Annotated in this window: 18 protein-coding genes and 1 pseudogene; 6 read left to right on the top strand and 13 right to left on the bottom strand. The window is 66.8% G+C overall.

Annotated elements, in window-relative coordinates:
* Positions 1-12: 12 nt before the first annotated feature.
* From MQH31_RS16135 to xseA, 4 genes are read right to left on the bottom strand one after another with little or no spacing between them, the layout of a single operon-like run.
* Positions 13-678 (bottom strand): carbonic anhydrase, encoded by a 666-nt coding sequence (locus MQH31_RS16135; protein ID WP_277612636.1) that lies wholly within the window; start codon positions 676-678, stop codon positions 13-15.
* 17 nt (positions 679-695) lie between these two features.
* Complete coding sequence (locus tag MQH31_RS16130) at positions 696-1,358, bottom strand: DUF4245 domain-containing protein (RefSeq protein WP_243012880.1); 663 nt, start codon at positions 1,356-1,358, stop codon at positions 696-698.
* Positions 1,355-1,609, bottom strand: a complete 255-nt coding sequence (locus MQH31_RS16125) for an exodeoxyribonuclease VII small subunit (protein ID WP_243012879.1) — start codon at positions 1,607-1,609, stop codon at positions 1,355-1,357. The genes MQH31_RS16130 and MQH31_RS16125 overlap by 4 nt, the downstream gene beginning before the upstream one ends.
* 1 nt (position 1,610) lies before the next feature.
* Positions 1,611-2,861, bottom strand: a complete 1,251-nt coding sequence (gene xseA, locus MQH31_RS16120) for an exodeoxyribonuclease VII large subunit (protein WP_243012878.1) — start codon at positions 2,859-2,861, stop codon at positions 1,611-1,613.
* Positions 2,862-2,950: 89 nt separating this feature from the next.
* On the opposite strand from xseA, the gene MQH31_RS16115 reads away from it, so the two are divergent.
* The gene (locus MQH31_RS16115; protein WP_134535584.1) at positions 2,951-3,991 is read left to right on the top strand and encodes a 4-hydroxy-3-methylbut-2-enyl diphosphate reductase; all 1,041 of its coding nucleotides are present in this window, start codon (positions 2,951-2,953) and stop codon (positions 3,989-3,991) included.
* A 45-nt stretch (positions 3,992-4,036) separates the two neighbouring features.
* Here the strand turns inward: MQH31_RS16115 and MQH31_RS16110 are convergent, their stop codons facing one another.
* Both MQH31_RS16110 and fbaA read right to left on the bottom strand, forming a co-directional pair.
* Complete coding sequence (locus MQH31_RS16110) at positions 4,037-4,597, bottom strand: DUF6264 family protein (protein ID WP_243012877.1); 561 nt, start codon at positions 4,595-4,597, stop codon at positions 4,037-4,039.
* Positions 4,598-4,694: 97 nt separating this feature from the next.
* Positions 4,695-5,720 carry a class II fructose-bisphosphate aldolase gene (gene fbaA, locus MQH31_RS16105; protein WP_134449498.1) on the bottom strand — a complete coding sequence of 342 codons (1,026 nt, stop codon included), beginning with the start codon at positions 5,718-5,720 and terminating at the stop codon, positions 4,695-4,697.
* Between the two features lie 246 nt (positions 5,721-5,966).
* On the opposite strand from fbaA, the gene glpX reads away from it, so the two are divergent.
* Positions 5,967-6,899: a class II fructose-bisphosphatase gene (gene glpX, locus MQH31_RS16100; protein WP_243013017.1), complete on the top strand. Its 933-nt coding sequence runs from the start codon at positions 5,967-5,969 to the stop codon at positions 6,897-6,899.
* Between the two features lie 142 nt (positions 6,900-7,041).
* On the opposite strand, the gene MQH31_RS16095 is transcribed toward glpX, so the two are convergent.
* The 3 genes from MQH31_RS16095 to MQH31_RS16085 are packed head-to-tail and all read right to left on the bottom strand — an operon-like array spanning position 7,042 to position 9,725.
* Complete coding sequence (locus MQH31_RS16095; RefSeq protein ID WP_243012876.1) at positions 7,042-8,412, bottom strand: DNA recombination protein RmuC; 1,371 nt, start codon at positions 8,410-8,412, stop codon at positions 7,042-7,044.
* A gap of 59 nt (positions 8,413-8,471) precedes the next feature.
* Positions 8,472-9,083, bottom strand: coding sequence for a hypothetical protein (locus tag MQH31_RS16090; protein WP_243012875.1), 612 nt, complete (start codon positions 9,081-9,083; stop codon positions 8,472-8,474).
* Positions 9,084-9,107: 24 nt separating this feature from the next.
* Entirely contained in the window at positions 9,108-9,725 is a 618-nt protein-coding gene (locus MQH31_RS16085) for an exonuclease domain-containing protein (protein ID WP_243012874.1), read from the bottom strand.
* A gap of 63 nt (positions 9,726-9,788) precedes the next feature.
* Between MQH31_RS16085 and ychF the strand changes: the two genes are divergently transcribed.
* Entirely contained in the window at positions 9,789-10,862 is a 1,074-nt protein-coding gene (ychF, locus tag MQH31_RS16080) for a redox-regulated ATPase YchF (RefSeq protein ID WP_243012873.1), read from the top strand.
* Between the two features lie 41 nt (positions 10,863-10,903).
* Here the strand turns inward: ychF and MQH31_RS16075 are convergent, their stop codons facing one another.
* The gene (locus tag MQH31_RS16075; RefSeq protein WP_243012872.1) at positions 10,904-11,701 is read right to left on the bottom strand and encodes a hypothetical protein; all 798 of its coding nucleotides are present in this window, start codon (positions 11,699-11,701) and stop codon (positions 10,904-10,906) included.
* Positions 11,702-11,955: 254 nt separating this feature from the next.
* On the bottom strand, positions 11,956-12,687 hold the full coding sequence (locus tag MQH31_RS16070; protein WP_243012871.1) for a hypothetical protein: 732 nt from the start codon (positions 12,685-12,687) through the stop codon (positions 11,956-11,958).
* 248 nt (positions 12,688-12,935) lie between these two features.
* On the opposite strand from MQH31_RS16070, the gene MQH31_RS16065 reads away from it, so the two are divergent.
* Complete coding sequence (locus tag MQH31_RS16065; protein WP_243012870.1) at positions 12,936-13,619, top strand: SDR family NAD(P)-dependent oxidoreductase; 684 nt, start codon at positions 12,936-12,938, stop codon at positions 13,617-13,619.
* Between the two features lie 54 nt (positions 13,620-13,673).
* Here MQH31_RS16065 and MQH31_RS16060 read toward each other — a convergent pair whose 3' ends face one another.
* Both MQH31_RS16060 and MQH31_RS16055 read right to left on the bottom strand, forming a co-directional pair.
* Positions 13,674-14,813 (bottom strand): pyridoxal phosphate-dependent aminotransferase, encoded by a 1,140-nt coding sequence (locus MQH31_RS16060; protein ID WP_243012869.1) that lies wholly within the window; start codon positions 14,811-14,813, stop codon positions 13,674-13,676.
* A 118-nt stretch (positions 14,814-14,931) separates the two neighbouring features.
* Positions 14,932-15,714, bottom strand: a complete 783-nt coding sequence (locus tag MQH31_RS16055) for an SDR family oxidoreductase (protein WP_243012868.1) — start codon at positions 15,712-15,714, stop codon at positions 14,932-14,934.
* Positions 15,715-15,943: 229 nt separating this feature from the next.
* On the opposite strand from MQH31_RS16055, the gene MQH31_RS16050 reads away from it, so the two are divergent.
* Both MQH31_RS16050 and MQH31_RS16045 read left to right on the top strand, forming a co-directional pair.
* Positions 15,944-16,612 (top strand): hypothetical protein, encoded by a 669-nt coding sequence (locus MQH31_RS16050; RefSeq protein WP_243012867.1) that lies wholly within the window; start codon positions 15,944-15,946, stop codon positions 16,610-16,612.
* Positions 16,613-16,675: 63 nt separating this feature from the next.
* A pseudogene (locus MQH31_RS16045) lies at positions 16,676-17,139 on the top strand (DUF8821 family protein).
* Positions 17,140-17,551 lie beyond the last annotated feature (412 nt).

The following is a 17,551-nucleotide window of genomic DNA, read 5'->3' as shown; positions in this document are numbered from 1 at the left end:
GGGCCAGACGATTCAGACGTTTCCGACGACGACGTCGGGAACGGCCCGGCCTTCGAGCAGTCGGTAGTTGGCGCCGACGATAGCCAATGTACCTGCTGCGACGGCGTCGCTGATCACCTCGGACTGTTCCAGGAGCTCGGTCACGGTGTCGCGCAGGTGTTCCCTGCCCACCCTGAGCGCATCGATGCTCCCGGGGTCGGTCAGTGTCGCATCCGTTGCCGCGACCACGCGGTGCACGGCGGGCACGATCTTGTCGATGATGCGGCCGATGTGCGCGGGCAGGGGCATCGCGTCCGGCGCCTGCGCGTCGACGGCGGCCTGGACCGCGCCGCAGCCGTCGTGGCCGAGCACGAGGATGAGCGGAACCTTGAGCACGGCGACCGCGTACTCGAGGGAACCCAGCACCGAATCGGAAATGACCTGGCCGGCATTGCGCACGACGAAGAGGTCGCCGAGGCCCATGTCGAAGATGATCTCCGCCGCGAGGCGGGAATCGCTGCAGCCGAAAACCGCGGCGGCGGGGGTTTGCGCGGTTGCGAGCTCGGTGCGACGGTCGACGTCCTGGCGCGGATGCTGCGGCTCGCCATCCACGAACCGCTGGTTGCCGCGTTGCAGCCTGCTCCAGACCGCAGCGGGGCCCACGGCGTCGCCGGGTGCGGCAGCCTGGCTGATGAACACGTCTTTTCCTTGCCCGTTCACTGGGTCACCGCCGGTCCGTTGGAGCTGATCTGAGGGGCGATCGCGGTTGCGAGTGCCGCGAATTCGTCGTCGTCGGCCGTTCCGACGAGCAGGTAGCTGCTCGTTCCCGCGCTCGTCACGAGGGCGTACACGAAGTTGCCGCGGTCCTTCTCGGCCGCAGGGTTGCGGTAGACGTCCCAGGTGACGCCGCCGAGGGTGAGCGTCTCCGATGCGGGGGCGTCGTTCAGCTGCTGGCCGACCCAGGTCGGATTGGCGCCGAGGGCCTGGGTGAGGCCGATGAACTCGTTGCGCGGGGTCAGCAGGCCGATGTACCAGGACGGGATCTTGTCGGTGCCGCCGACACGCCATTGCGCGGCGTTCGCCCGCCAGCCATCCGGGAGAGCGGGAACCACGAGGGGTTCGTCGATCCCGACCTGCACCTGGCTTGCGACGGCGGCGAAGTCGACGGTGCGGTCGACGGGCCCGTCGCTGCGGGGAACGAGGAGCACGAGCACGAAGACGGCGCCGAGCGTGGCGAGCAGGGACAGGACGAGGTTGTTGACGGTCTTGCGCGATCGGTAGTTCCGCGAGTTGGTCGCGAGGCGGTCGGCCGTCTCCTGGGCGGTTTCCGGCCGGCCGAGCTCGGCCACGACCCGGGGTGGCCGCTTCGCGGTGCTCATTCGGCGCTGGGGCCGGTCGAGGGGGAGGCGGAGTCCAGCTGGCGCGCGCGGGCGGCGTCAAGGCGTGCCTTGGCTCCGATCAGCCATTCCTCGCAGCGCCGGGCCAGTTCTTCGCCGCGTTCCCACAGGGCGAGGGACTCTTCGAGGGTTGACGAGCCCTGCTCGAGGGCGCTCACGACCCGGACGAGTTCGTCCCTGGCCTGCTCGTAGCTCAGGGTGGCGATGTCGGCGGGAGCGGTCATGGCGTCCATTCTATTGAGTCCTGTCTGTCGTGTTCGGCTCTGTCGCCGGGTCCGCGGCGGGGCCGGCTGTGGCAGCGAGGGTCCCGCTGCCGAGCGTGATCCTGAGCCGGGTGCCGTCCGGAGCGTCGGCGGCGGCGCGCAGCACGTGGCCGTCCGGCACCTGCACGATCGCGTAGCCGCGGTCGAGGGTGCCCTGCGGGGAGAGCGTGCGGAGCCTCGATCGGAGCTCGACGATGACACCGGCGGATGCCTCGACGACGCGTTCCACGAGCTCCGTCCCGCGGGCGACGTAGCGGGTGAGGTCTTCGGCACGGGAATCGACGATCCAGGCGGTCGTGCTCAGCACGGGGCGTGACCGGAGCTGGCCGATCCGGTCGACCTCGGTCGCGAGGATTCCGGTGAGCCGGGTACTCAACCGGGCCCTGGCCTGCTGTACGCGGTTGAGCTCGTCAGAGACGTCGGGGACGACGCGCTTGGCGGCATCCGTCGGGGTCGATGCCCGGAGGTCGGCGACCTCGTCTAGCAGCGGCCGGTCGGCCTCGTGGCCGATCGCGCTGACCAGGGGGGTGTGGCAGGCCGCTGCGGCGCGGAGTACGCGTTCGTCGCTGAAGCCGAGCAGGTTCTGGAAGTCGCCGCCGCCGCGGGCGACGATGATGACGTCGACGTCGGGGTCGGCGTCGAGACGCTGGATCGCCGCGACGACCTCGGCAACGGACCGGTCGCCCTGCATGGCCGCGTATGCGAGGTGGAAATCGACGGCGGGCCAGCGCAACTGGGCGTTGCGGATGACGTCCTTCTCGGCGTCGGAGTCCTTGCCGGTGACGAGGCCGATGCAGTGCGGGAGGAAGGGGAGCGCCTTCTTTCGGGAAGCTGCGAAGAGCCCTTCGGCGGCGAGTTGCTTGCGGAGACGCTCGAGGCGTTCGAGCATGTCGCCGAGGCCGACGTGACGCAGGTCGAAGACCTGCATGGTGAGCGTGCCGCCCTTGACCCAGTAGTTCGGCTTGACCAGGGCGATGACCCGGTCGCCCTGCTTGAACTCGTCGCTCAGCCGGGCCTTGACGGAGGACCACACGGTGAAGCCCACGGTGGCGTCCTCGCTGAGGTCCTTGAGCTTGCCGTAGACATTGCCGCCGCTGACGCCCCACTGGGTGATCTCGCCCTCGACCCACGCCGTGCCGAGCCGTTCGATGTACCCGCGGATCTTGTTCGCGAGCAGGGCGACGGGCCACGGGGCCTCGAGGGTGGGTGGTGCATCGGTCATGAATCGTTCCTCCCACGGCCTGTCCAGTCACGCACCCATAGAATGAGCCGGTGACTATCAGCTCGGATTCAAGCGTTATCGGCCTCGGCATGCCCCGGATTCCCCGGGCACGCAACGTCCTCAAGGATACCCCGGTGGATGGGCCGAAACGGGTGCTGCTCGCGGCACCGCGCGGCTACTGCGCGGGCGTCGACCGCGCCGTGATCGCCGTCGAGAAGGCCCTCGAGCTCTACGGCGCCCCCGTCTATGTGCGCAAGCAGATCGTGCACAACGTGCACGTCGTCTCCGAACTGGAGAAGCAGGGCGCCATCTTCGTGGACGAGGTCGACGAAGTTCCCCGCGGCTCGCACCTCGTGTTCAGCGCCCACGGAGTGTCGCCGGCCGTCGTCAACGCGGCCGCGGCACGCGGACTGCGCGCCATCGACGCGACCTGCCCGCTCGTCACCAAGGTGCACCGCGAGGCCGTGCGCTTCGCGCGCGATGATTTCGAGATCCTGCTGATCGGCCACGAAGGCCACGAAGAGGTCGAGGGCACGGCCGGGGAAGCCCCCGAGCACACGACCCTGGTCGGCAGCCCGGACGAGGCGGACACGATCGTGGTGCGCAACCCGGAGAAGGTCGTCTGGCTGTCGCAGACCACCCTCAGCGTCGACGAGACGATGGAGACCGTGAGCCGGCTGCGTGCCCGGTTCCCGCTGCTCCAGGATCCGCCGAGCGACGACATCTGTTACGCCACCCAGAACCGTCAGGTGGCGATCAAGAAGATCGCCGAGGCCTCCGACCTCGTGCTCGTGGTCGGTTCGGCGAACTCGTCCAATTCCGTGCGCCTCGTCGAGGTCGCCCTCGAATACGGCGCCCGCGCCGCCTACCGGGTCGACTTCGCGAGCGAGGTCAAGCAGGAGTGGCTCGACGGCGTCGCGACCGTCGGAGTGACGAGCGGGGCATCCGTGCCCGAGGAACTCGTGACCGAGCTTCTGCGCGACCTCGCCGGTGCCGGCTTCGGCGACGTGCAGGAAGTGAAGACCGCGGAGGAGGACCTGCTCTTCTCGCTTCCGAAGGAACTGCGGAAGGACCTTGCGGGCAACAACGACGCACGGGCCCTCGGTGGGCGCGTGACGCGGACCGAATAGCGCCGACGCGGGTGGGGCCCCGTTCGGGCGCTCCCACGCGGATGCCTAGGGCTGGCTGTAGAAGTTGATCAGCGTCGGGTCTGTCGTCACGACGACCATCATGAAGGCGAAGATCACCACGAACGCGATCACGGCGCCGATCAACGGAACGTAGAACGCCCGCTTGCCGCGCGTGAGGAGCAGAATCGATGCGGCGGCGGTGAGCAGCCAGAGGATCGCTTCGGTGATGCCACCCGCCGCGACGAGCCCGGCGACGGAGGAGTCCGGCACATAGGTGCCGAGGTGGGACTGGGTGTACAGCATCTGGATCGCGTCGGGAAGTGCGTTGAGCACCCCGATCGACAGGAAGGTCGCGGCGAGGCCGAGTACAAGCAGGCCGAGGGTGACCCGCCGGTCCCAGACGGGCACGGCGGGCTTCGACGGCCCGGTCAGAGTCCCGAGCGTCGGCGAGGAGTTCGGCTCGCCGGTGGGTGACCGCGGTGACGTGATGCCCGGGTCCCAGCTCCACCCCTCAGGGGCCAGTTCCCCGTAACGGGGCTGGGGCCGGGGGTCCCGGCGGGGGCCGTCAGGGAGGTTATCGCTGGGCACGGGGGTCGCTACGTTCACTTGTTTCGCTCTTTTTGATTAGGAACAGATGATGTGCCGGGGTGGAATCGTATGAGTCCACCCCGGTGATGCATTCAGTCCTGCGTGGGGCCGAAGATCAGCTCTCCGAGTGTCCAGCGGAACCGAGCTGCTGGGTGGCTTCGACGACGCGGGCGGCCATGGCCGTCTCGGCGACCTTGCCCCAGGCGCGCGGGTCATACAGCTTCTTGTTGCCGACTTCGCCGTCGATCTTGAGCACGCCGTCGTAGTTCTTCAGCATGTAGCCGGCGACGGCGCGCGTGAACGCGTACTGCGTGTCGGTGTCGATGTTCATCTTGACGACGCCGTTGGCGACGGCTTCGGCGATCTCGTCGGCGGTCGAGCCGGACCCGCCGTGGAAGACCAGGTCAAGCGGCTTCGGGCCGGTGCCGTACTTGGCGGCGAGGCCGTCCTGGATCTCCTTGAGCAGCTCCGGGCGCAGCTTGACGTTGCCGGGCTTGTAGACGCCGTGCACGTTGCCGAAGGTCAGCGCGGCCATGTAGCGGCCGTCTTCGCCGAGGCCCAGGGCGTCGATCATCGCGCTCGCGTCGGCGAGGGTCGTGTACAGGTTCTCGTTGATGTCGCCCTCGACACCGTCTTCTTCGCCGCCGACGGCGCCGATCTCGACCTCGAGGATCGCGTTGATGTTCTTGGTGCGCTTGAGGATGTCCTTCGCGATGACGAGGTTCTCGGCGAGCGGAATGGCGGAGCCGTCCCACATGTGCGACTGGAAGATCGGGTTGCGCCCGGCCTTGACTTCAGCCTCGGAAGCGGCGATGAGGGGGAGGACGAAGTCGTCCAGGGCGCCCTTGGGGCAGTGGTCCGTGTGCAGGGCAACGGTAACGGGGTAATTGTCGGCGACGGACTGCACGAAGTGAGCCATGGCGAGCGCACCGGATGCGCGGTTCTTGACCGTGTGGCCGGCGAAATAATCGGCGCCACCGGTGGTGACCTGGATGATGCCGTCGGAGCCGGCTTCAGTCAGGCCCTGCAGGACGGCATTAATGCTCTGGGAAGACGCAACGTTGAACGCCGGGTAAGCGAAACCCTGGGTCTTGGCTTTGTTGAGCATCTCTGCATACTGGTCTGGGGTTGCGATGGGCATGTTTCAGCGTCTCCTCGGTTGTACAGATTCGGTCTTCCCATCCTACCGATGGCGGCTGGATGGCTGGACGGGAAACATCAGCCGTTCCCGCTGGGCGGGCGCTAGGCTCTTAAACGGCAGCGCTGGGAAACCGGCGCCGGCCCAAAGCTGGGCCTCGCCACTGCCGCACTCTTCGTCCGGGAAGGACCATCTGTGAACAGCCCCGAAATCGCCCCCAATTTCACCCACCCTGACCGGAACCTGGCCATGGAGCTGGTGCGTGCGACCGAAGCCGCGGCTATTCGCGCGGTGCCGTTCATCGGTCGCGGAGACAAGAACGCCGCCGACAAGGCCGCCGTCGACGCGATGCGGGTCTTCCTCGGTACCGTCAACTTCGACGGAGTCATCGTCATCGGCGAGGGCGAAAAGGACAAGGCTCCGATGCTCTTCAACGGCGAGCACGTCGGGAACGGCACCGGTCCGGCCTGCGACATCGCCGTGGACCCCATCGACGGAACGAGCCTCACTGCCGAGGGTCGCCAGAACGCGCTTTCCGTGATCGCCGTGTCGTCCCGCGGCACGATGCTCGATGCCTCCTCGGTGTTCTACATGGACAAGATCGTCACGGGAGCCGCCGGATTCGGCGTCGTGCACCTCGACCAGCCGATCGGTGACAACCTGCGTGCCCTGTCCCAGGCCACCGGCAAGCCCATCGGTGAGATGGTCGTGGCCGTGCTCAACCGTCCGCGCCACGAGGGACTGATCGACGCGATCCGGGCCGCGGGAGCGGGAACGCGTCTCATGTCCGACGGCGACGTCGCCGGCGGTATCAACGCGGCCCGCTACGGCACGCGGATCGACATGTGCGTCGGTATCGGTGGCAGCCCGGAGGGCATCACGACGGCGTGCGCGCTCAAGGCGCTCGGCGGGTTCATGCAGGGCCGACTCGCCCCCAAGGACGACGCCGAACGCGCCAGGGCCATCGCGGCCGGCCTCGACGTCGACAAGGTGCTCGACCTCGACGACATGGTGTCGGGCGACAACACCTTCTTCGTCGCCACCGGCGTGACCGACGGCGGACTCGTGGACGGCGTGCGCCGCAAGGGTCCGATCATCCGCACCGAGAGCATCGTCATGCGCGGCAAGTCGGGTACCGTCCGCCGCGTCGTGGCCGACCACCTCGCCGCCAAGTGGCTGTAGCCCGCGCGCACTGACCGCACACTGACATCACCCCGCGTCTCCGCACGCGATAATCGCCGTTCCTGCCCAGCCATCCCGTTTCCCGGGAGACACTCGGCCGGAACGGCGATTGTCGTGCGGCACACTGCCGCGGGGCGCCGAGTCAGTCGGCGCGCTGGGCGGATGCTTCGAGCTCGTCCGCCGCGAGTCCCGCGGCTTCCAGCTCGGTCACGAACTCCCAGGCGACGAGTTCCCGCGGGGACTCCTCGATACCGGCCAGCGGGGCGAGCACCTTCGACTCGTCGAGAGCGTTGAGCTTGCGCGCCGTCGGCAGGACCTGGCGTTCCATCGACCCGACGAAACCGTTGTAGTCCTTGACGGTGCGCTCGATGGAGCGCCCGAGCTTCTCGATATGGGTGGCGGTGACGGCCAGCCGGGCGTAGAGCTCACGGCTGAGGTCGAAGAGCAGTTTCGCGTCGCGGGTGAGCACGTCTTGTTGCCAGGTGAACGCGACGGTCTTGAGTACCGACCAGAGCGTCACGGGGGAGGCGAGAGCGACCCGTTTCGAGAAGGCGAACTCCATGATCGAGGGGTCGGCTTCGAGCGCGGACGACACGAGCGATTCGCTCGGGATGAACGCGATCACGATCTCGGGGGACGCTTCGAGGCCTTGCCAGTACGCCTTGCTGCCGAGGGCGGTGATGTGGTCGCGCACGGCTTTGACATGGGCGCCGAGGAGCGCCGTGCGCCGGGCGCCCTCGGCTCCGGTGGACGTCGCCGGAATCTGGCTCGCCTCGAGGAACGCGGTGAACGGCACCTTGGCGTCGACGGCGATGTTCTTGCCCCCGGGCAGGTGCACGACCATGTCGGGACGGCCGGCCCCCGCGTCGGAGCTAATGCTCGACTGCACGTCGAAATCGACGCGCTCGATGAGTCCGGCGGCCTCGACCACGCTGCGCAGCTGGGTCTCTCCCCAGACGCCGCGGGTGTTGTTGGCGCGCAGGGCCGAGGCGAGTGACTCGGCGGTGCTGCGCAGGCGCTCCTCCGATTCGGTGGCGCTGCGGAGCTGCTGGCTCAGTTCCCCGTGCTGCAGGCTGCGCTGGGCCTCGAGCTCGGAGACTTTGAGCTGCATGTCGTGCAGGCTTTCGCGCACGGGGGCGAGGGCCTGGAGGACCTTGCTCTCCCGCTGTTCGCGTTCGGTGCGGGCGGCGGCCTCCTCGCGGTGCCGTTCGTCGAACTCGCGCGCCCGGCGCTGCGCCTCGGCGAGCTGCTCGCGGAGGGCATCCGTCGTGGCCTGCACCGACGCGAGTTCTTCGCGCAGGATGGCGGCCACCGCGGCGTCGGCGGACCGCAGCTCGGCGAGGTCGACCTGGTGGCGGGCTTCGAGAACCGCGGGATCGACGACGTATGCACCAGCACCGGAGGTGGCCGCGCCGGACCGGGCGGCGCGGCGTTGCAGCACGATGACCGTGCAGAGGGCGCCGAGTAGCCCACCGAGGACAATGCCGAGAAGAAGTGTGAGCCAGGGATCCATATTTCAACTCTGCCAGCGGCCACCGACACTCAGCGTGCAGGCCCCTGGAGAGTCGCGGGTCAGGCTTCGAGCGTGAGCGCCTGAGCGAGCATCTCCGGGTCATTCCGGGTGGTCCGGGACACGACGAGGTGCTCCCGGTTGATGCGTTGGGCGAAGAACCCGAGGTAGGGCAGCTGGATGATCGTCGTGAGGCCACCCTGCCAGGCGGTGACGAGCGCGGGGATCACTCGGTTCTCCGGCAGGGCGCCGAGCGGCGCCGGCATCGTCGTGCGCCACATTCCATAGGCTTCGTCGTCGATGCCGGAGTTCCAGAAGTCCGAGGGCCAGGTCGACGTCGAGGTCGCCGCCCAGAGTTGCTCGTCGGTAAGGGTGTCCAGGAGGTGCCGGGTCTCCTCGTCGGGCAGGTGTATGGCGGGATCTGCCGCGTCGAAGTGGGTCCAGGCCCGCCGCCACTCGGCCAGCCAGCGCTGCACGGCGGCGTCGACGTCGAGGTCGGCCGGGCGGCGGGAGGTGCCCGGGTCCGGTTCGGAATCCAGGCGGGGGACGCTGTCGATGTCGAGGTGCCAGGCGCTGCGCACGAAGAGCAGGAAGGTCAGGGGCGACCAGCACTCCTCGACGTTGATCTGCATGTCCTGGGGCCAGGGGCTCTGCGGCAGCTCTTCGGAGTTCATGACGGCGGCGGTATCGATTCGCGGCTAGTTCAGCGCCATCGGCCCGTGGACCGCAGCTTTCGCTGCGACGGCGACCGGTCCGATGGCTCCGACCGAGACCTTGGTGATTCGGGCCAGGTCTTCGACGGTGTCCGCGCCGTGCCGCTTCGCCGCGTGGATGATGATGGCGGCGCAGGCCTCGGCGTCGGCGAGGGCGTCGTGGTGGGCGAAGTCCTCGAAGCCCGCGGCCATGGCTGCGACCGGGAGCCGGTAGGAATCCAGGTGGTAGGTGCGGCGGGCGACCTGCAGGCTGCACACGTAGCTGAAGTCGGGCACCGGGAGTCCGGCGACCGTTGAGGCGGTCTTGATGACTCCGAGGTCGAAGCCGGCGTTGTGGGCGACGAGGGTGTCACCGTCGGCGAAGGCGACCAGCGCGGGGAGCTGCTGGGCCCAGGTCGGGGCGCCGAAGACATCCGCCGGGTAGATGCCGTGGATCTTGATGTTCCACTTCAGGAACTCGTCGTGCCCGGGCGCGGGCTGGATGAACCAGCCGACCCGGTCGGTCACGAGCCCGTCTCGCACCTTCACGAGCCCGACCGAACACGCGGACGCGCTTGAGGAGTTGGCGGTTTCGAAGTCGATGGCGGTGAAGTTGAGAGGCACCCCTTCATGCTCTCACGCGCCACCGACAGGCCCGGCGGGGCCCGCCCGGTACGATGGACTCTCGTGGCTCTTACTATTGCAATCGTCGGACTGCCCAATGTCGGCAAGTCCACCCTCTTCAACGCGTTGACCAAGAACAACGTGCTCGCGGCGAACTACCCGTTCGCCACGATCGAGCCGAACGTGGGGATCGTGAACCTGCCGGATTCCCGGCTCGCCGCGCTCGCCACGATCTTCGGCAGCGAACGCCTTCTCCCGGCACCGGTGTCCTTCGTCGACATCGCCGGCATCGTGCGTGGCGCGAGCGAAGGAGAGGGCCTCGGCAACAAGTTCCTCGCGAACATCCGTGAAGCGGATGCGATCGCCCAGGTCATCCGCGGATTCGCCGACCCAGACGTCGTGCACGTCGACGGCGCCGTGAACCCGGCCGGCGACATGGAGACCATCAACACCGAGTTGATCCTCGCCGACCTGCAGACCCTCGAGAAGGCCATCAGCCGGTTCGAGAAAGAGGTCAAGGGCCGCAAGATGCCCCCGATCGTGCTCGAGACCGCGCTCAAGGCGCAGGCCGTGCTCGACGCCGGCCAGCCGCTCTCGTCCGCGAAGCTTGACATCGAGCCGATCCGCGAACTCGGCCTCCTCACTGCGAAGCCCTTCATCTACGTTTTCAACGTCGACGAGGCCGTGCTGCAGGACGCCGAGAAGCTTGCCGTGCTCGCCGACCTCGTCGCGCCCGCCAATGCTGTGTTCCTCGACGCCAAGCTCGAATCCGAGCTCAGCGAGCTCGACGCGGCCGACGCCGCGGAGATGCTCGCCTCGACCGGTCAGGCCGAGAGCGGTCTCGACCAGCTCGCCCGGATCGGCTTCGACACCCTCGGCCTGCAGACCTACCTGACCGCAGGCCCCAAGGAGACCCGCGCCTGGACGATCCACAAGGGCTGGACCGCCCCGCAGGCCGCCGGCGTGATCCACACCGACTTCCAGAAGGGCTTCATCAAGGCGGAAGTCTTCTCCTTCGACGACCTGATCGCCGCCGGCTCCATCGCCGAGGCCCGCGCCAAGGGCAAGGCCCGCATCGAGGGCAAGGAATACGTCATGCAGGACGGCGACGTCGTGGAGTTCCGCTTCAACGTGTAGCCGAATTCCTGCCCGGGTCGGTCCGGCGAGGGGTGAGGGTGTCAGACGCCCCAGTTCGCCGACGGTGCACGAAATACTGTGATCGGCCCGAGTGGGTCGGGAGCGCTGAGCTGGACGGAAAACGTGAGCTGGGATCCTGCATAGCTCTCATATCCTGCATACGTATTGGAGGGTGGGAGCGGCACGAACCCAACGCCGATGTCGAGTTCGGGCTGGTGTGGGTACCGGAACGAGGTATCGGGATATCGTGCCTCGAGTTCTGCGGCGCTGTCGCCGACAGCGATCCCGTCGACGGTGCTGATGTGAATACCGTTCACGGTGTCGGCGGCGACCAGGACAAAGGTGTTGGGTTCATAGGGCGCCACCCCGACCGGGTCCTCGTCGGTGAAGACGAAATCACCCTTCGTATAGGGGTTCAAGCCAAGACCAGGATCCTCGACGTAGGCATTGCCCCACACATACCTGGTGCCGGGGTGCTGCTCGTTGTGCTCGCTCGCGTAGTCTTCTGTGATCGGTGGGCTTCCGAAGGCTGCGGACAGCCCGGCGACCACCTCGTTGGCAGGCTGGAAGTAGCCGAACGTGGCCAAAGTCTGCCCTGAGTCGTCTCGCAGCTCGAGTGAAGTCGCACTGATGTACAGGTCCGTCACTGCGGCTGCGGCCGGAGGAGGCTCCGACGCAGTCGGGGCAGATGCAACTGCCGTCGGCGTTGCGGACGCAGCCGGGGTACCGCGGACGGGACTGGCTTGACCGGAACACCCGGTGAGAAGGAAGAAGCCGGCAATCACAACGACTGCTGAGAGCGCTGTGCCGCGCCCGTACTTTGCGCCGCGGACAGTCATGGTTCCCCCAGAAGGCATCGAGCAGGTGACTACACTAGCGGTCATCCTTGCAGGGGTTGTCGTCAGGGTGGCAGGCAACGCGCCGGGATGAAGCATCCCTCCGCGGTAGTCAGGTCTTTAGGTGACGGAATGTGGTGAAGTTCCGTTTCACCGTGTAGCCGGTGCTGGGGGCGCCGCGCGCGCAACAGTTGCCGATGCGGACAACGAGTTATCGGCGGTTGGCCAGGTGCACCTGTTCAGGGAGTTGTGACCCTTCACGCGCCCCAGTCTGCGGAGGGCCCCCAGATTCCTGTGATCGGCCCGAGCGGGTCAGTGGCGTCAAGTCGGACTGAATACGTGCGGTCCGAATTCCCTCCCGATTCCTCGCACGGTGGGAGAGTGACCTGACCAACTGCGATATGCAGTTCGACGGAGTCGCCCTGAGGCTCGTCGGCCGGAGCGTTGGTCCAGGAGGAGTCGGGATATCGAGCCCTGAGCTCGGCAGCGTTGTCGCCGACGGCGATTCCGTCAACTGTGCTGATGTGAATCCCATTCACGGTCTCAGCCGCTACTGAGAAGCTGGAATTCGGGCAGTTCCGCGTTTCCCCGTCAGCCACCCGGTTGGAGTCGCGGAGGGCGAAATCACCCCAGGTGTACGTGATTCCCGAGTGTTTGTCGTCCTCGCCCCACGCGCCTACGAGCGGAGTGCTTCCGAGTGCCGTCGTCAGTGCTGAAACCAACTCGTCCGGCGGCTGAAAATAATCGAATGTGGACACGGACGTCCCGGACGCATTCTGCAATTCGATTGACGTCGCGCTGAGGACGAGGTTCGTCACCTTGGCTGCAGCTGGCTGTGCCGATTCAGTCGTCGTTGTTGCCAGGGGGGAGATTGTGGCGGAAGGCGGACCTGCTTGACCGGAACAGCCGGTCAGGAGAACCACGCCAACAGTCAAGACGAGTACTGCGAGCACGTCCCTGTTCCCACTCAACGCGCCACGAACGGTCATGCTTTCCCCCCATATCATTCGGTGGGACGGAGAACCGCCCCCAAGCGTATTCTTGCACTAGTCAACACGACAGCGTTCCTGGACGGCGGTCTCTACTCGCAGGGTCGATGAAAGTCGGATACATGGAGAACGGGACCGCCCGTCGCAGTCGGCGCGACGGAGAGACGGCCGTGACCCGGAGACTGGCTGCCACGGCTGGCGCGCTCAACCGGCAGCCATCACAGCAGCATCAATCGAAGGAGACCATCGTGCCTGTCATCGCCATCATCGCCATCATCGGAGCCGGACCGGGGCTCGGCGCGGCCGTTGCACGACGGTTCGGGCGCGAAGGCTTCGCCATTGCCCTGATATCCAGGAACCAGTCGAAACTCGACGCCATGGCAGCCGAGCTCACCGCCGCCGGCTTCACCGCGCGTGCGTACGCAGCGGATGTCCTGACACCGGCGTCGCTCGAATCCGCGCTTGCGCGTGCCGCAGCAGAACTCGGACCGATCACGGCCGTGCAGTACAGCCCGCTCCCGTCGCGCGACTACCTGAAGCCCGTCCTCGACCTGACGCCGGAGCTGGCGCTGGAGGCACTGCAGTTCTCGGCCCTCGGGCTCATCCACGCGGCGCGTGCGGTGCTCCCCGCGATGCGGGAGTCAGGTGACGGCAGCATCATCCTGATCAACGGCGGCACCTCGGTGAAGGCCCGCGCCGGCTTCGCGGGCACCTCGGTAGCGTTCCCGGCCGAGAGCGCCTACGGCGAGATGCTCCACGATACCCTCGCGGGTGAGGGCATCCGGGTCAACCAACTGGTGATCCCGGGCGGCATTCCGCAGCTGCAGCTGGACAACGGCATCGACGGCGTCGCCGATCGCATCTGGGATCTCCACGCCGTTGCCGGTCCGTTCCGCACCATGCTCATCCCGCTCGAAGACGGTCGGGAGTAGCGCAGGAGCCGCCGGTCCCTCCCTGTGGCCGCCGGCATCCGTCGGGGGAGAGGCTCAGCGTTCGGGCAGGCGGGAGAGTGCCGTCAGGAGTGGTTCCTGCTGGCCGGCCAGGCAGACCCGGATCCAGCCCTCGCCTGCGGATCCAAACGCGGAACCCGGGGCGACGGCCACCCGCTGCGTGAGCAGGAACGCCTCTGCCCACTCGGCGACATTCCCGCCCGAACAGTAGGAGACGTTGATCCACAGGTAGAAGGCGCCGTCGGGGCGGGAGAACTCGATCCCGCGGGTTGAGAGCGCCGCGCAGGCTGCGTCGGCGTTGCTGCGGTAGTGCTCACGCGCATCCGTGATGGCCGACTGATCGCCCTCGATGGCCGCGACGGCGGCGAGTTGCGCGGGCGTGTTCACACAACTCACGGTCGCTTCCTGCGCGGCGCGGAACGTGCCGGAGACCCCGGGCGGCGTGACCAGGTAGCCGATCCGACCGCCGGTGAGGCCGTAGGTCTTGGAGAGGGAATACACGCCGAAGACCCGGTCGGTGGTGTCCAGGCTCGCCACACTGGTGAAGGGGCCGGTGAAGGTGAAGTACTCGTACACGTCGTCGCTGATGACCCAGAGGTCGTGCCGGGCGGCGAAGTCGAGCAGTTCGCCGAGCACGACCGGTCCGTAGACGACTCCGAGCGGGTTGGACGGACTGTTTATCAGTAACACCCGGGTGCGCGGGGTGATCAACTGTTCGAGTTCGGCGAGATTCGGTGCGAAACCGCGGTCGGCCGTGAGCAGATACGGCACCGGTACGGCGCCGACGAGCCGCGAGGCCATCGAGAACGTAGCGTAACCGGGGTTCGGAATCAGGATTTCGTCGCCGGCGTCGAGTGTGAGGCACATGGCCATGTGCAGGGCTTGGGAGCCACCCGCGGTGATGTGCACCTGGTCTTCGTCAACGACGACCCCGTTGTGCTCGGCGAGCTTGCCGACGAGGGCGGAACGCAGCAGCATCAGGCCGCTGTTCGGGGTGTAGTTGGTCGTATCGCTGGACCAGGCCTGCGCACCCGCCGCGAGGATATGCGGTGCGACACGCATCTCCGGTTCACCGACGCTGAGCTGGATCACGTCGTCGAGGGCCGCTGCGAGCTCGAAAATACGACGAATCCCCGACCCGGGGACGGAACGTGCCGTGGCCGAGAGGTGCGGCATGGAGACTCCAAGGGTGGGGGGCGGGGAAAGACGGAACCGGCCGCTGGGGCCTGGTCCATTGTCTCAAAGACGATCCGGCCGGCTGGCGACCGTCCAAGCCGCGTCTCATGCCGTCGTTCTAGAGCTCCTTCGTCAGCCCGCCGTCGATTCTGAAATCGGCGCCTGTGACGTTACCGGCCCGCCCGCTGGCCAGCAGGAGCACGAGGTCCGCGACTTCCCCCGGTTCGGTGAAGCGGCCGGTGGAGAACCCGCCGCCGGCTTCGATGACTTGCTTGCGTGCCTCGTCGGGCGAGATACCCATGGCCTTGGCGACCGTCGCCGCCACCCCGGTTTCGCCCAGCCACAGCGGCGTCGAGACCGGCCCGGGGCTGACCGTGTTGAAGCGGATGCCCCGGTCGCCGAATTCCTTGGAGAGCGACTTCGAGAGGTTCCAGACGCCCGCTTTCGCGACCGAATAGTCAATGACCCCGGGGTCCGGAAGATAGGCGTTCACGGAAGCGATGGTGACAACGGTCCCGCCTCCTCGCTCGATCAACAGGGGAATCGCCGCGCGCGTTGTACGCACGACGGCCATCAGGTCGAGGTTCAGGGTGCTGAGCCAGTCCTCGTCGGTCACGTCGAGGAATCCCGAGGTGCGCGGAGTGAGAGCACCGACATTGTTGACGAGGATGTCCAGGCCGTCGGTGGCCTCGGCGATCAGCGTTTCCGGGCCGGTCGCGGTCGACAGGTCGACGGCGACGAATCTGACCGCATCGCCGAGAGCGTCGAGCTCGGAGGACGACGATCGGGAGCCTGCGATCACTCGCACACCCTCGGTGACAAGGGCGGCGGTTACGGCGAGTCCGATGCCTTTGCTGGCACCGGTGACGACGGCGGTCTTTCCGGCAAGATCGAGATCCATGTTCGGGTTCCTCTTTTCGAAGGTCGACTGGTGAATGTCGTTGCGGTGACGGGACGGGGTGTCCGGCATCCGTGGATCTACGGAAGCACTGTCTATTCCCCTGTGCAACCGGGTGCCCAACCGCCGGAGGAGAAGTCCCACGTCAGTCGCAATTCCGGCCTATTAGGGCCGGGACTCCGGGTGAGCTAGCCTTCTGGATAGGTAGATCAGCAGACTCGGGGGAATCGGAATGTTCGACGAGGTATCCAGGTACACCACCGTACGGCTCGCGGGAATGCTGGCGTTGGCCATCCTGCTGTCCGGATGCGCCAGCCAGAAAGCGGATGCGCCGTCACCGGGCCCGACCGCTTCTGCAGCTCCGACCGTCGGCACGCTCCAGCCCACGCCTGCACCGACGGCGACCGCAATAGTGGCTCCACTGAACTTGAGCGACCCGAGTTCGTGGATCATCGGGTTCGCCGGTGTCGGACCACTGGTGCTCGGGGCTGATCTGACTTCGACAAAGGAGTCAATGACCGCCTTCACCCAAACCGTCTGGGACGATTGCCCCTCACGTTCGGTCGTCACTTTCGACGGGGCCGGATCCTCAAGCTTCGTCATTGCCGATCAGGGCAGCGACGGCATCATCCAGCAGGTTGTCGTGCAGGCCGGGGAGAACGCTACTGACTCTGCCATGCTGTCGGCGCGGACGAGTGCAGGAATCGGAATCGGTGCCACGCTCGACCAGCTCACGATCGCGTACCCCTCGATCACCTCCCAGGATGCCGGCACCCCTATAGCCCAGTACGCACTGGCGAGCGGACAGGGGAAGTGGATCCATTTTGTGGTGCTGGAGGACAAGGTGAGCCAGATCATCGTGTCATCCCAGGCCGGCATCGCCAAAGAACTCTGCGGCTAGATCGATACTCTGAAGGCGGATGCGGCGCCAGCGTGGGCGGCACCACCAACGAAGAGGGACCGCATGTCCTACATAGTCGACTTCGTGAATGTATCGCCCGTCGGACTTGAGCCGTCACCGGTGGTCGACGCGCTCGCCGGCTTAAGAGCCAATGAGGCGCGCTACTTCAGGAACAAGTAAGACCACGTCTTCACCGTCAGCCCTGCGAGTGATGCTCCGGGCGTGCTCGAGTGGGTACGTCGCATCCTCCCGGAGGAGCGCGACATCGTCATCGCCTCGGGCTCGCTCGAGGTAACTGCCTTCGAAGTCGAAAGAATTCGCATGGCGTACGTGTTCTACGAGTCTGGATTGTCGATCAACGTGATGTAGGCGTCGAGGAGGGCCAGAAGCGAGCCGTCGGTTTCAAGCTCGCCGACGGTATGGAGGTCCCCGAGGAACCGGCCACTCGCTTCAAATTCGCTCGGCAGAAATCGAAGCTGGCCGGCGTCATCCGGAGCTCGTACTTCGTGATCAAGGGTGAGTATTGAGATCGTGACCCCTCGACGGGAACCGTGGTGGCGTGGCTGCGGCTGATTCGCCCACGGGTGGCGTACGTGTCGGCCTGTCCTCAACAAAGTGGTTCTGACCGGCTTATCCACAGGTGGCGGGTGGAGTGGCGGGTGCCGAGCGAATGTCGGTGGTGGTCCGTAGAGTGACCGGCATGACAGCTGAAGAACCCTCAGAGACTCATCGGGAAAGCCCTCGGCAAATCCCCTTGGAAAGCCCCGTGGAAATCCCCGTGGACAGCAGTGTGGACAGCACTGCGGAACCCCCTCCCGACACCCCTCCCGGGGCCCCGCCCGACAGCTACCTCAACGCGCAGCACCTCGGCCTGGTGGAGCCGTCCTTGGCCGAGGTGTATGACGCGATCAAGGAGGCGGACCGGGAGATGAACCGGGC

Origin of the sequence: Cryobacterium zhongshanensis (assembly GCF_022760445.1) — a bacterium.
Taxonomy (GTDB): Bacteria; Actinomycetota; Actinomycetes; order Actinomycetales; family Microbacteriaceae; genus Cryobacterium; species Cryobacterium algoricola.
The sequence above is the reverse complement of the archived record's forward strand: the minus strand, read 5'-3'. Positions and strand labels throughout refer to the sequence as shown.

Coding starts and splice junctions, on each gene's coding strand:
- MQH31_RS16055 (WP_243012868.1), bottom strand. CDS start 15,714: ATGGATCTCGATCTTGCCGGAAAGACCGCCGTCGTCACCGGTGCCAGC.
- xseA (WP_243012878.1), bottom strand. CDS start 2,861: ATGACCGATGCACCACCCACCCTCGAGGCCCCGTGGCCCGTCGCCCTG.
- MQH31_RS16050 (WP_243012867.1), top strand. CDS start 15,944: ATGTTCGACGAGGTATCCAGGTACACCACCGTACGGCTCGCGGGAATG.
- MQH31_RS16090 (WP_243012875.1), bottom strand. CDS start 9,083: ATGAACTCCGAAGAGCTGCCGCAGAGCCCCTGGCCCCAGGACATGCAG.
- MQH31_RS16115 (WP_134535584.1), top strand. CDS start 2,951: ATGCCCCGGATTCCCCGGGCACGCAACGTCCTCAAGGATACCCCGGTG.
- MQH31_RS16130 (WP_243012880.1), bottom strand. CDS start 1,358: ATGAGCACCGCGAAGCGGCCACCCCGGGTCGTGGCCGAGCTCGGCCGG.
- fbaA (WP_134449498.1), bottom strand. CDS start 5,720: ATGCCCATCGCAACCCCAGACCAGTATGCAGAGATGCTCAACAAAGCC.
- MQH31_RS16070 (WP_243012871.1), bottom strand. CDS start 12,687: ATGACCGTTCGTGGCGCGTTGAGTGGGAACAGGGACGTGCTCGCAGTA.
- MQH31_RS16095 (WP_243012876.1), bottom strand. CDS start 8,412: ATGGATCCCTGGCTCACACTTCTTCTCGGCATTGTCCTCGGTGGGCTA.
- MQH31_RS16125 (WP_243012879.1), bottom strand. CDS start 1,609: ATGGACGCCATGACCGCTCCCGCCGACATCGCCACCCTGAGCTACGAG.
- MQH31_RS16075 (WP_243012872.1), bottom strand. CDS start 11,701: ATGACTGTCCGCGGCGCAAAGTACGGGCGCGGCACAGCGCTCTCAGCA.
- MQH31_RS16060 (WP_243012869.1), bottom strand. CDS start 14,813: ATGCCGCACCTCTCGGCCACGGCACGTTCCGTCCCCGGGTCGGGGATT.
- glpX (WP_243013017.1), top strand. CDS start 5,967: ATGGAGCTGGTGCGTGCGACCGAAGCCGCGGCTATTCGCGCGGTGCCG.